We start from the raw sequence: 15,161 nt of genomic DNA on the forward strand, positions 1-15,161 counted from the left end.
TAGTGCTTTGGTAATGCTGGCGTGGAAATGAATCGTCAGCGATCGTCGGACAGGCTCGCGCCGCTGGTATCCAACGCGAGCTGAACGAGAGCTTCGGCCGACATCTCGTCGATCGCTGTGTCGGAGACTTCTTCCGTACGGTCGAAGTCCTGTTTTCCGGCCAGCTGCAACAAGGTGTCCAGGACACCCGTATCGCGCAATCGCGACATGGGAATCTCGAGCAACAATCGCCGTATTTCCCTTTCGTCCGCCGGATGCTCCGCGCCCGGTTCCGGCCGAACGGTTTCCGTGATCTCGGCGACCAGGAACCGGGCCAGGTCCCTCGGCGTCGGGTAGTCGAAGATCACGGTCGGTGACAGGTGCAGACCCGTCGCGGTCGCCATGCGGTTCCGGAACTTCACCGCGGTCAGCGAGTCGAATCCCAGGGAACCGAATTCCTGGTCGGGATCGACCATCTCGACCGACCCGTGACCGAGCACCAGTGCCGACTGCTCGCGCACGGCGACCGTCACCAAGCGCTCCTGCTCGTCCGGTTCGAGCCCGGCCAACCGGTATGGCGACAGCGAGGCGCTCTCGGCGGCGGGTCGACGGGCGGGCGCCAAACCCCGGAGCAGTGGCGCCGGCTCGGCGTCCGCCGCGCGCAACGCGGCCATGTCCAGTCGGATCGGTACGACCAACTCCGTCCCCGAGCTCAGTGCCGCATCGAACAGCGCCAAGCCCTGCTCGGCCGACATGGCCGAGACGCCCGCCGTCCCGAGCCGCACGGTGTCGGCGGCCGACAGATGGCCTGCCATCGCGCCGACCTGTTCCCACAAACCCCACGCCATCGATGTCGCGGGAAGTCCTTGGGAACGACGATACGACGCCAACCCGTCCAGGAAGGCATTCGCCGCCGCATAGTTTCCCTGTCCGGGGCTGCCCAACAGGCCTGCGGCAGAGGAGAACAGCACGAAACACGCCAGATCCGCGGTGGCGGTCGATTCGTGCAGGTGCCATGCCGCGTCCGCCTTCGGAGCCAGCACAGCGTCGATCCGTTCCGGCGTCAACGACCCGATCATGCCGTCGTCGAGGGCGCCCGCGGCATGGACGACACCGGTCAGCGGGTGATCGGCGGGTATTTCCGCAAGCGCCCGGTCCAAGGACTGCCGGTCGCCGACGTCGCAGGCGAGAATCTGGACGCGCGCACCCATCTCGGTCAGCTCGGTGCACAGCTCGGACGCTCCGGGCGCAGTCTCCCCTTGCCTGCTCAGCAGCAGGAGGTGACGTATTCCGTACTCGGCGACAAGGTGTCGCGAAACCAGCGCGCCGAGTCCTCCGGTGCCTCCGGTCACCAGCACCGTTCCCGCCGGATCCAGCTGCGGCACAGAGGCTTCCGCCACCGATACGCGCTCCAGGCGGGGGGCGAGGACCTGCCCGTCTCGTACGACGAGCTCGGGTCGGTGTGGATCGGCGAGCAGAGCGACGTCGACGGACCCGTCGGTGTCGATGAGGACGATCCTGCCCGGGTTCTCCGACTGCGCCGAGCGCACCAAACCCCACACCGCCGCCGCGGCGACATCGGCCACCTCGGCGCCGGGCACGGCGACGGCTCCCTCGGTCACCACCGCAAGCAGCGAGTCGGCGAAGCGGTTGTCGACCAACCACCGCTGCAGAACCGGTAGCGCCGCGTGGACACCGCCGCGCATCGCCTCCGGCGCCCCGTCGGACGTCGAAGCGTACCGCCAGACAACCACGTCGGCGGTTTCGTTCGCGTCATCGGTCTCGCCCCAATCGCACACGGTCCCATGGCCGTTCGCCACGGTCACCGGAGTCCACCCGACTTGGAACAGCGAATCGATACGGCGACCCGCGCCGAGCTGATCCGGCCGCACCGGCCGCGACGACAGCGCACCGACCGACAGCAGCGGGCGGCCGCCCGGGTCGGTGATGTCCAGCGAGACACCGTCGGCGACCCGGGCGATCCTGCCACGCACCACCGATGCGCCACCCGCATGCGCGGTGACATCGCTCCACGCGAACGGCAAGTCCACCTGGCCGGTATCGGCGCTGCCGTCTCCCCGAGCCACCGCGATGCCCTGCAGGACGGCGTCCAGCAGAGCCGGATGCATCCCGAAGGAGTCCGCGTCCGCCGCCGGCTGGGGCGCCAGCTCCGCCTCGACGAAGATCTCCTCGTCGCGCTGCCACACTGCGCGCAGCCCTTGGAACGACGGACCGTAGTCGTAGCCGCGATCGGCGAGCGCATCGTAGGCCTCGGCCGCCGCGGTCACCATTTCCGCACCCGCCGGTGGCCACTGGACGGTCCACGGGGCCGCGGCAGCCGGCTCGGCATCGGCGGCCAGGATGCCCTGCGCGTGCAGTGTCCAGGCGCCGTTACCGATCTCGTCGTCTTCGCCGCTGGAATACACCGCGACCGGACGATGCCCGGCGTCGTCGATCGCGTCGACCACCACTTGAACCCGGATCGCACCTCGATCCGGAATCAACAGCGGCGCCTGCAACAGCAACTCGCGCACCGCGGGGCAGCCGACCTCGGTGCCTGCGCGCATCGCCAATTCCACGAACCCGGCGCCGGGGAACAGGACACGCCCCCACACCGCGTGGTCGGCCAGCCACTCCTGGTTCGCCAACGACCACCGACCCGCGAACACCACCCGGCCATCGGCCGCGGTGTCCATCACCAGACCCAGCAACGGGTGTCCGGCCGAATTCACGCCGAGCCCGGACACGTCGCCGCCCATCCAGGTCGCCGGAATCCAATACCGCCGCCGCTGGAAGGCGTAGGTCGGCAATTCCACGAATCGACCGCGTCCAGCCGACACCGCGGGCCAATCCACCCGCACGCCGCGGACGAACGCCTCGCTCATCGACTCCGCGAACGACCGCCACGCGTCCTCGCCACGCCGCAGCGAGCCGACCACGGCGGTGGGGTGCGCGGCGTTGCCGAGGGTCTCCTCGATGCCGTACACGAGAACTGGATGCGGACTGCATTCCACGAACACGTCGAACTGGTCCGCGTGCAGCGCTCGCACGGTCTGCTCGAACAACACCGGGGATCGGCAGTTCTCGTACCAATACTCGGGACCCATCTCGGCGCCTTCGATGGCGCCGCAGAACACGGTCGAATAGACGGGGATGTCAGCGGCTCGCGCGCTGATCGGCGCCAGGGATTCCAGGAGACGGTCGCGCAGCGGCTCGACGTACGGCGAGTGCGACGCCACGGTATTGGGGACGATCCGCGCCCGGAATCCCTGCTCGACCATGCTCGACACGAAGTCGACGAGCTGGTGGAGGGCGCCGGTGACCGTCACCGAGGACGGACCGTTCACCCCGGAGATCCACAGCTCCGAAACATCCGACAACTGCGCGGCGACAACCTCTTCCGACGCGCCGACCGAGGCGATGGCGCCCTTGCCGACCAGGGCCTCGGCGAAGAGCCTGCTGCGCAGCACCACCACTCGGGCCGCGTCTTCCAGCGACAGGGCGCCCGCGACGTAGGCAGCCGCGATTTCCCCCTGCGAGTGCCCGACCACCGCGTCCGGCGTCACGCCGAACGAACGCCAGAGTTCCGCCAGTGACACCATCATGGCGAACAGAGCCGGTTGCACCACCTCGATGCGTTCGAGCGAGGGAGCTCCGTCGGCTCCCCGGACGACGTCGAGGAGCGACCACCCGACCATGGGGTCGACCACCGCCGCGCACTCGCGCATTCGATCCGCGAACACCGGTGCGGTCTCCAACAGTTCGCGTCCCATGCCGAGCCACTGCGACCCCTGTCCGGGAAACACGAACACCGTCTTGCCGCCCGTGTACGCCCGACCGTCGGAAACTCCGGCCGCCGGTGTCCCGTCCAGCAGCGCCGACAGTCCCGCGGACAGCTCGGCGCGCTCCGTACCCACGACCACCGCGCGGTGCTCGAGCGCCGACCGGGTCGCCGACGAGACCGCCACATCTCCGGGACGCAACTCCGGGCGCTCGGCGACGAACCGGCGCAAGCGGTCGGCCTGTTCGAGCAACGCCTCCCGGCTCTTGCCGGACAACACCCACGCCACCGCGGCGGCGTCGTCCACGCCGACGCCCGGATCCGTAGCCGGATCGGGTTCGGGGGCCTGCTCCAGGATGACGTGAGCGTTGGTGCCGCTGATCCCGAACGACGAGACCGCCGCACGCCGCGGGCCGCCCGTCCCGGCCTCCCATGGCCGGGCATCGGTCAGCAGGCGCACCGTCCCCGGCGACCAATCGACATGTGAGGTCGGCGTATCCACGTGCAGCGTCTGCGGCAGAGTCTCGTGCCGCATCGCCTGCAGCATCTTGATCAACCCGGCCATCCCGGCCGCGGCCTGGGTGTGGCCCATGTTGGACTTGATCGATCCGAGCCACAGCGGCCGATCCTGCGGCCGCTCCCGCCCGTAGGTGGCGATGATCGCCTGCGCCTCGATCGGATCGCCAAGGACCGTCCCGGTGCCGTGCGCCTCGACGACGTCGACATCCGCCGGCTGCAGTCCCGCGTCCGCCAACGCGGCGCGAATCACCCGCTGCTGGGCCGGACCGCTCGGCGCGGTCAATCCGTTGCTGGCCCCGTCCTGGTTGATCGCCGAACCGCGCACTACGCCGAGCACCCGGCGTCCATGCCGCAGTGCATCCGAAAGACGCTCCAGCACAACGACACCCGCGCCCTCGCTGAAGCCGGCACCGTCCGCGGTCTCGGCGAAGGACTTGGATCGCCCGTTCGGCGACAACACTCGCTGCTGACTCAGATCGACGAACGTCTCCGGTGTCGGCATCACCGTCACGCCCGCCGCCAACGCCAGTGCGCTCTCCCCGCGCCGCAGCGACGCCACCGCCAGATGCAACGCCACCAACGACGACGAACACGCCGTGTCCACGCTCACGGCGGGACCCTCCAGCCCCAGCACGTAGGCGACGCGGCCCGACGCCACGCTCGGCGTCGTTCCGGTCAGCCGGAAGCCCTGCACCTCGCCGACGTCACCCGAGCCGATCGCGTAGCTCACGTTGCTCACCCCGGCGAACACCCCGCTGTCGCTGCCGCGCAGCGAGGCCGGATCGATACCGGCGTGCTCCAATGCCTCCCAGGTCAATTCCAGCAGCAGGCGCTGCTGCGGATCCATCGCCAACGCCTCGCGCGGACTGATACCGAAGAACCCGGCATCGAAATCCGGAGCGTCGTAGAGGAAACCGCCCTCCCGTACGTACGACTTACCTGCGGCGTCCGGATCCGGATCGAACAACCGCGCCAGATCCCAGCCCCGATCGTCCGGGAATTCGCCGATCACGTCGCGGCTCTCGGCGACCACCTTCCAGAGGTCCTCCGCGGAGCGGATACCGCCGGGGAAGCGGCAGCCCACACCCACGATCGCCACCGGCTCGTATTCGTTCGCGACGACTGCGGGCACGTTCGCCCGGCTCTGCTGTATCGCGGGGACGTCGGAGAGCTCATCGAGCAGGAAATCCGCCAGCGCACGCGGCGTGGGGTGATCGAAGACCATGGTCGACGGCAACCGCAGATCCCCCGCGTCACCCAGCTGGTTGCGGAATTCCACCGCGGTCAGCGAATCGAAGCCGAGTTCGTCGAACGCCCGATCCGCATCGATCGCCGCCGGAGACGAATGCCCGAGGACGGCCGCCGCTGTCGCGCGCACGGTGTCCAGCGCGACCTGTCGCTGCTGGTCGGAACGCGCTGTCGCCAATCGGTCCCGAAGCTTCGACCGGCGCTGCACTCCGCCCGTGTCGACCGACCGCGTGCCGACCAGTCCACCGAATATCGGCGCGAGGACACCGCTCGACGCCATCGCGCGCAGTGCCGTCAGCTCCAGCCGCACCGGAATCGGCGCGGCGCCACCGACATTCAACGCCTCGTCGAACAGCGCCATCCCCTGTTCGGTGGACAGCGGCAACAGTCCTCTGCGCCGGGCGCGACTGACGTCGGCGTGCTGCAGGCCTTCCGTCATGCCGCCCGATTGCGTCCACGATCCCCAGGCCAGGGAGATCGCCGGTAGTCCCAGGACCCGGCGATGGACCGCCAGGGCATCGAGGAACGTGTTCGCCGCGGAATAGTTTCCCTGCCCCGGGCCGCCGAGCACGCCCGCGACGGACGAGAACAGCACGAACATCGACAGGTCCGAATCCTTCGTCGCCTCGTGCAGATTCCAGGCCGCGTCCACCTTGGGCGCCAGCACGGCGTCCACTCGTTCCGGCGTCAGCGATGCGATCACACCGTCGTCGAGCACCCCGGCCGCATGCACCACACCCGACAGCCGCACTCCCGCCAGCAGCGTGGTCACCGCGGCGCGATCGGACACATCGCAGGCCGCCACCTCGACTTCGGCCCCGAGGCTCGTCAATTCCGCCACCAACGCGTCCGCACCCGCCGCCGCCGGACCCTTTCGGCTGACCAGGAGCAACCGGCGTACTCCGCGCCGGGTGACCAGATGCCGTGCCAGCGCCGCGCCGAGGCCGCCGGTGCCGCCGGTGATCAGCACCCACCCTTCCGGATCGGGGTGCGGGTAGGTGAGCACGATCTTTCCGACATGACGAGCGCGATGGAAGTGCCGGAACGCCTCGCGCACACGGTGAATGCTCCACTGCATCACCGCCGGCGGCTTGAGTAGTCCGCCCGCGAGCATGTTCGCCAGATCACCGAGGCTGTAGAAGTCCGTCGCGGACGCCACCGGAATCGCGGCCGCGGCCTGCGCGAAATTCAATCCGCGCGGAATACGAACGACGAGCCGGTGGTCGGTGGTTGACACCGGCCCGACCGGCCCGGTGAACGTCCCCATCACCCGTGCGCCGACCTCCAGATCCGGCACATCCGCACCCACCTCGATGACGACGCCCGCTCCCGCTCCCGTCGCGGCGTCCTCGCCCGCATCGTCCCCCGGCGCGATCCGATCCCGGTAGTCCACACCGACCGCGTGCACCGCGACACGGATCTGGCCCGGCGCCACGGGCGCGGCCGCGGCGGATTCCGCCACCGGCGTGCTCATCTCGCTCGCCGCGTCCCGGACGACGCGCTCCAGCCGGGGCACGAACACCTCGCCCGCGCGCAGGGCGATCTCCGGCTCGTCCCGGGTCGCCGACAGCGGCCACTGCGCGGGAGATCCGACCTGGTCGCCGATGTCCACGAGCGAGATCCGGCCCGGATTCTCCAGCTGCGCCGTACGGACAAGACCCCACACCGCGGTGCCCGCCAGGTCGGTGACCGTCTCACCGGGCAGCGCCACCGCGCCCGCGGTGACGACCACCAGCCGGGAATCGGCGAATCGCTCCTCGCTCAACCACCGCTGGAGGACCTCCAGCACCGCAATCGTCCTGGCATGCACCGCAGCGACAACCTCGCCCGGCACCGGATCACAGCGCAGCACCACGGCGCCGGAGACGGACTCGGCCGTACCGACCTCGTTCCAGTCGGTGACCACTGCGGCGTCGCCTGCGTCGAAAGACACCTGCTCCCAGGCGATTTCGAACAGTGAACCGTCCACCGGCGTGCCGGCCGCGAGCTGATCGCTCGATACCGGCCGCGACACCAACGAGTTCGCGACAAGAACAGGATGCCCGTCCTCGTCGGCGACATGCACCGCGACGCTGTCGGTGCCTGCCCCGGTGATCCGCGCGCGAATCGCGCGCACTCCACCCGCATGGAGCGCGACCCCGGTCCAGGCGAACGGAAGCATCACGGCACCGTCGTCTCCACCGCCCGCGTCGACCGCGAGCACGCCGTGCAAGGCGGCGTCCAGCAACGCGGGATGAAGCCCGAACCCGGTGTGCGCCACCGACTCCGGCAACACCGCCTCGACGAACAACTCACCACCACGACGCCACAACGCCCGCAAACCCTGAAACACCGGCCCATACTCGAACCCACGCTCGGCCAAACGGTCGTACACACCGACGACATCGACCTCGACCGCACCGGTCGCCGGCCACTCCACCAGATCGACCGCGGCTTCCACCGGCGTTACGGCATCCGAGGCCACGACGCCTTGCGCATGCAGCGTCCACGTCCCTGATCCGGCTGTCCGATCACCGTCGGGGCACGAGAAAATCGAGACCGTGCGCTGTCCGGATTCGTCGGCCCCGCCGAGGACGACCTGAATCCGCACTCCACCGTGCTCCGGGATCAGCAACGGCGCCTGCACCGTGAGATCGCGCAGCGCGGCGGCATCCACGCTCCGGCCCGCCTGGATCGCCAACTCGACGAAACCGGTCCCGGGGAACAACGCCGTGCCCCACACCGCGTGATCGGCCAACCACGGGTGCGTGGCCACGGACAGCCGCCCGGTCACCACCATTCCGTCGGCACCGGGAAGTTCCAGCATTCCCGCGAGCAACGAGTGCTCGAGCGACCGAAGCCCCAAGCCTGTGGCGTCACCGGCGGGCGAGGGCGACAGCCAGAAGTTCCTGTGTTGAAAAGCGTAGGTGGGCAAGGAGATCTGTGTACCTCGACCGGCTGTCAGGTCGGCCCAGTGCACGACCGCGCCGCGAACGAACAGTTGCGCGAGCGCCGTCGGCAACGAGTGCGTTTCGGGCCGGTCGGTCCGCAGCAGCGGTATCGCGGAGACGGTGCCGGCCGGTACGGATTGCGCGATCATCCCCGTCAAGGCGGTTCCGGGTCCGAGTTCCACGAACCTCGTCACGCCCATCGACCGCAGCACGGTGACACTGTCGGCGAACCGTACCGGGCGACGCACATGCTCGACCCAGTATCGCGGCGACCCGTAGCCCTCCTCGGCGATGTCCCCGGACAGGTTCGACACGATCGGGATCCGAGCGGCGGACACCCCGATCCCGTCCACCGCCGCCGCGAAATCCGCGAGCATCGGATCCATCAGCGCCGAGTGGAACGCGTGCGACACCGTCAGCCGACGCGTCTTGCGTCCCCGATCGGCGAACTCGCGCGCGATGCCGAGCACCGCGTCCTCGACCCCGGAGATCACCACCGCGTCCGCCGCGTTGACGGCCGCGAGGTCGACGCCGGCCACCAGCAGCGGCTCGACCTCGTCCGCCGTGGCTTGGACGGCGACCATCGCGCCGCCCTCGGGCAACGCCTGCATCGACCGTCCCCGCGAGCCGACCAGCAGGCACGCGTCCTCGAGCGTCAGGACGCCGGCCACGTGGGCCGCCGCGATCTCGCCGATCGAATGGCCTACCAGCACATCCGGCCGCATGCCCCAGCCCTCGAGCAACCGGAACAGCGCCACTTCGACCGCGAACAGACCGGCCTGCGCCCAGACCGTCTGCTCCAGCGCCGCGGCATCCGAACCCCACACGATGTCTCGCACCGATCCGCCCACGTACGGATCCAACTGCGCCACGACCGCATCGAACGCCGCCGCGAACACCGGGAATCGTTCGTAGAGTTCGCGTCCCATACCCAGCCACTGCGATCCCTGTCCCGGAAACACGAAGGCCGTCTTTCCCGCGGCTGCGCTCCCCTCGAACACTCCCGCCACCGGGGATCCGTTCGCCAGCGACGACAATCCGGCCGTCAGTTCCGCGCGGTCCGCGCCGAGAACGACCGCGCGGTGCTCGAACACCGACCGCCGCGCCAACGACACGGCGACGTCACCGGGGTCCACCTCCGGTTGCGCCGAAACGTACTTGCGGAGACGATCAGCCTGCGCCGCAAGCGCTTCCGGGGTCTTGGCCGACAACGGCCACGCGATCACCGATGCGTCCGCCGGGTCCGATGCCGCGATGGCCTCGTGGTCATCGGGTACTACCGCGGCGGCCGATTCGAGCTCGGGGCCTTGTTCGAGGATGACATGCGCATTGGTACCGCTGATCCCGAACGACGACACCGCCGCCCGCCGCGGACACCCCACCTCCACATCCCACGACCGCGCCTCGGTCAACAACCGCACCGCACCCGACGACCAATCCACATGCGACGTAGGCGAATCCACATGCAACGTCGACGGCATCACCCCACACCGCATCGCCTGCACCATCTTGATCACACCAGCCACCCCCGCGGCAGCCTGCGCATGACCGAGATTCGACTTGATCGACCCCAACCACAACGGCCGATCCACCGGCCGATCCTGCCCATACGTCGCCAGAAGAGCTTGAGCCTCGATCGGATCACCCAGCACCGTCCCGGTGCCGTGCGCCTCCACCACATCCACCTCGGCGGCCGTCAGATCCGCACTCGCCAACGCCGCCCGAATCACCCGCTGCTGCGACGGACCATTCGGCGCGGTCAATCCGTTGCTGGCGCCGTCCTGATTGACCGCCGAGCCGCGCACCACGGCCAGCACCCGGTGACCCAATCGGCGCGCGTCCGAAAGCCGCTCCAGGACAAGTACTCCCACACCCTCGGACCATCCGGTCCCATCCGCCGACTCCGCGAACGATTTGCACCGGCCATCGCGCGCCAGCCCACCCTGCCGGGAGAACTCGGTGAACGTCTGGGGCGTCGACATCACCGTCACGCCACCCGCCAATGCCAGGTCGCACTCCCCCGACCGCAGTGACTGACAAGCCAGGTGCAGCGCCACCAGCGAGGAGGAACACGCCGTGTCGACGCTGACCGCGGGACCTTCCAAGCCCAGCACGTAGGCCACCCGGCCCGAGACCACGCTGCCCAGGGTGCTGTTGCTGCCGTATCCCTCGACCTCGGGAGAAATCCGATCACCGAATCGGATCCCGTAGTCGTGGTACATCACCCCCGAGAACACGCCGGTGCGACTGCCGCGCAGCGACTCCGGGGCGATACCGGCATCCTCGATCGCCTCCCACGACGTCTCCAGCAGCAGCCGCTGCTGCGGGTCCATCGCCAAGGCTTCGCGCGGGCTGATGCCGAAGAAGTCGGCGTCGAAATCGCCAGCGTTGTAAAGGAATCCGCCCTCGCGTGCATACGACTTCCCCGGAGCGCCAGGTTCCGGGTCGTACAACCCGTCGACGTCCCAGCCGCGGTTCGTCGGGAACTCGTCGATCACATCGCGGCCCTCGGCCACCATGCGCCACAGTTCGCCGGCAGACCCGATACCGCCGGGAAGGCGGCATCCGAGCCCGACGATCACCACCGGTTCGGCCACCCGCGCCTTCGCCAGGCTTCTGTTCTTTTCCTTCAGGTCTTCTATTTCGATCAGGGAGGCGCGCAGGGCATCGACCAACCGATTGTTCGACGTCGTCATCGTTTCGTTCCTTCGAAGCTATTCATCCGCGTTCACGCGGTCGAGCACCGCGTTGATCAGCGCGTCTTCGTCCATGTCATTGATTCGGGCAACACGAGATTCCCGGGATTCCGGCGCGCTCCGCTCGTCGGCGAGCTCGCGCAACGCGGCGAGCAGTCCCGATGCGCGGAGCCGGTCGAGGGGGATCGCCTGGATCAAGCGCTGCACTTCGGGATCCGCCGATTCCGGGCCGGTCGAATGGTTCAGCCGTGCGGCGATGTGCTCGGCGATCGCCGCGGCCGTGGGATGGTCGAACATCAGCGTGGAGGTGAAGTTCATTCCGGTGACCACGGCCAGTCTGTTGCGTAATTCCAAGGCGCCCAACGAATCGAAACCCATTTCCCGGAATGCGCGGTCAGGCTCCAGATCCTCCGGCCCGTCGTAGCCGAGCACGGCGGCCGCCTCGGTTCGGACGAGGGTGACCAGCTCGGCCACTCTCGCGCCGGCGTCGAGGCGGTGCAGCCGCGAGAGGAACCGTTCCCCCGCGCCGTTCGGCGCGGTGGCGGGGCGGCGTCTGCGCACGACGCCGTCGAGCAACCGGGGAAGCTCCGTGTCCGTGGCGGCGCGCTCGCCGACGCGGACGACGATCGACCCGACCGGGCCGCTCGCGACGGCCGCGTCGAACGCCGCGAGCGCCGCGGTCGGCTCGATTTCCCGAATTCCCCTGCGGCGCCAGCGATCACGGTCCCCCTCGGTCAACCGTCGGCCCATGCCGATTCCGGAGTCCCATGGCCCCCAAGCGATGGATGTCGCGGCGAGACCGCTCGCTGCTCGCTGAGCGGCGAGCGCGTCGAGGAAGACGTTCGCGGCCGCGTAGTTGCCTTGCCCGGCGCCGCCGACGGCGCCCGCGATCGACGAGAACAGAACGAACAGCGAGAGATCCATGTCCCGGGTGAGCTCGTGCAGGTGCCACGCACCGTCGATCTTCGGGCGGAATACCGACTCCATCTGCTGCTGCGTCAGCGAGGTGACGACCGCGTCGTCGAGCACGGCGGCGGCGTGGATCACGCCGGCCAGCGGCCGGTCGCTCGGTATGTCGTTCAAGAGATCTCGCAACGCCGCGCGGTCGGATACGTCGCAGGCGTGGATTCGCACGTCCGCCCCCGAGTCGAGCAGCGCGGCGTACAGGTCCTCCGAGCCCGGCGGCACCGTCCCGCTCCGGCCGGTGAGAACGAGGTTCCGCACGCCGTACTCCAGCGCCAGATGCCGGGCCAGCACCAGACCCAGCCCGCCGGTGCCGCCGGTGATCAGTACCGTGCCGTCCAGCGCGGTGGTGCGGTGCTCCGCGGTCTCGATCGGAACGAGCCGGGGCGCGAATCGCTGTCCCGCACGCACCGCGACTTCGGTGTCCCGCGCGGACGTGAGCGTCCACGACCCGACGGGTGTGTCGGTGTCGATGAGGGTGATACGGCCCGGATTCTCCGACTGCGCCGAACGGACCAAACCCCAGACCGCCGCACCGGCCAGATCGGTCACCGACTCCCCCGGCAGCCCCACGGCCCCCCGCGTGACCACAAGAAGCCGGGAATCGACGAATCGTGCCTCGCTCAACCACCTCTGGAGGACCCCCAGCACCGCGAGCGCCCTGGCATGAACCCCCTGTACACCGTCTCCCGGTAACGGATCACACCGCAGCACCACCGCACCGGACACCACCTCGGCATCGCCCACCGCGTCCCACTCGGTCACGGCGATCGGCTCGTCGTCACCAACCGTCGGCTCCCAGACGACCTCGAACATCGAGGCGTCACGGGACGCGCCGCGCCCGAGCTGATCCCGGGTCACCGCTCGCGACACCAACGATTCCGCGCCGAAGACCGCCGTCCCGTGCTCGTCGGCGACCCGGACCTCGACGATGTCGGAACCCACACCGCTGATCCGCGCACGAATCGCACGCACTCCGCCCGCGTGCAGGACAGCCCGCTGCCACGCGAACGGCAAGCGCAGCTCACCATCGGCGCCCGCGCTGTCGCCGATCGCCAGGACTCCGTGCAAGGCGGCGTCCAGCAACGCGGGATGAAGCCCGAACCCGGTGTGCGCCACCGACTCCGGCAACACCGCCTCGACGAACAACTCACCACCACGACGCCACAACGCCCGCAAACCCTGAAACACCGGCCCATACTCGAACCCACGCTCGGCCAAACGGTCGTACACACCGACGATATCGACCTCGACCGCACCGGTCGGCGGCCACTCCACCAGATCGACCGCAGGCACGTCGCCCGCCCCCACGGCTCCTTCCGCGTGCAGGGTCCACTCCGCGGCGTTGTCGAGGCGTGAGTACACCGATACCGGCCGCAGGCCGGACGCATCGACACTGCCGACTGTCACCTGTAGATGTATCCCGTCCGTTCCCGGCAGGATCAACGGCGCATGCAGCGTGAGCTCGTGCAGCGCGGCGCAATCCACGGACGCGCCCGCCTCGATCGCCAGCTCCACGAACCCGGTCGCCGGGAACAGCGCTGAGCCCCACACCGCGTGATCGGCCAACCACGGATGTGTCGCCGAGGACAAGGTTCCGGTCAGGACCAATCCGCCGGAGGCGAGTTCCATCGCGCCCGTGATCAGCGGATGGCCCGTCCGGCGAAGTCCCTGCCGCGCGGCCGTACCGGTGATCACGGCGTCGAGCCAGTAACGTCGGCGTTGGAACGCGTACGTCGGCAGTGCGATCCGCCGACCGCGGTCCGCCGTCATTCGCGCCCAATCCACCACCGCGCCGCGAACGAACAGTTGCGCCAGTCCGTTCGACAACGACACCGGCTCGGGCGCACGGCCGCGCAGCAGCGGTATCGCGGAGGCCATGTCGGCCGGAACCGATCGCGTGATCATCGCCGTCAAAGCGGCTCCGGGTCCGAGCTCCACGTATCGGGTCGCTCCCATCGACCGCACCGCGGCGACGCTGTCGGCGAAGCGCACCGGCCGCCGCGCATGCTCGACCCAGTATTCCGGCGCGCCGTAGCCCTTGCCCCCGAGCCGACCCGTCAGATTCGACACGATGGGAATTCGGGCGTCCGACACGACGATCCCGTCCACCGCCGCCGCGAAGTCCGCGAGCATCGGATCCATCAGCACCGAGTGGAACGCGTGCGACACCGCCAAGCGAGTGGTCTTGCGTCCTTCGGCGGCGATCTTCTGCGCGATCCCGAGCACGACCTCCGCCGCGCCCGAGATGACCACCGCGTCCGCGGCATTGATCGCCGCGATGTCGGCGCCTGCCCTCAGCAAAGGCGTGACCTCGTCCGCGCTCGCTTCGATCGCGACCATCGCGCCGCCTTCGGGCAGCGCCCGCATCAGTCGGCCCCGCGCACCGATCAGCCTGGACGCATCCTCCAGCGTCAGCACCCCGGCCACGTGTGCGGCGGCGATCTCGCCGACCGAATGGCCGAGCAGCACATCCGGTTTCACGCCCCAGTCGGCGAGCAATCGGTACTGTGCGACGCCAGCCGCGAACAGCGCGGCCTGGGCGAAATCCGTGCGTGCCAGCAACTGCTCGTCCCCGCCCCAGACCACCTCACGCAGTGGCTGCGGCAAGTACCGATCCAGCTCGTCGGCGACCGCATCGAAGGTGGCGGCGAACACCGGGAACGCGCGGTGCAGTTCCCGGCCCATTCCCAGGCGCTGCGAACCCTGACCAGGGAAGACGAATGCCGTCTTCCCCTCCGCACCGGCCCGGCCCGTCACCACTCCGGGTGCGGCGGACTCGAGTTCTCCGCCACCGGCGAGAGTCGCCAGCCGTTGGAGCAACTCGGTACGGTCCCGGCCGAGCACGACCGCCCGATACTCGAAGACCGACCGCGTCGTCAACGACGCGGCCACGTCGGCCGGATCGAGATCCGGATCCGCCGAGACGAATTCGCGCAGCCGCCGTGCCTGGTCCGTCAGCGCCGAAGCGGACTTTCCGCTCAACACCCAGGGCACGACATCGCGATCGTCTACGACGACCTCGCTGTCGCCGAAGGGCGCGGC

The 15,161-nt window shown here is 69.3% G+C and carries 1 protein-coding gene and 1 pseudogene; both read right to left on the minus strand.

Annotated features, from left to right (window positions below; all coding sequences use genetic code 11):
* Positions 1-35: 35 nt before the first annotated feature.
* Positions 36-11,135 (minus strand): annotated as a pseudogene (locus tag NL1_RS40455) (type I polyketide synthase); the annotation flags it as partial.
* Positions 11,136-11,171: 36 nt separating this feature from the next.
* The coding region (locus NL1_RS28395; protein WP_067845504.1) for a type I polyketide synthase at positions 11,172-15,161 on the minus strand (3,990 nt) is incomplete at its 5' end.

The sequence above is a fragment of the Nocardia lijiangensis NBRC 108240 genome, from assembly GCF_001613045.1.
Classification (GTDB): domain Bacteria; phylum Actinomycetota; class Actinomycetes; order Mycobacteriales; family Mycobacteriaceae; genus Nocardia; species Nocardia lijiangensis.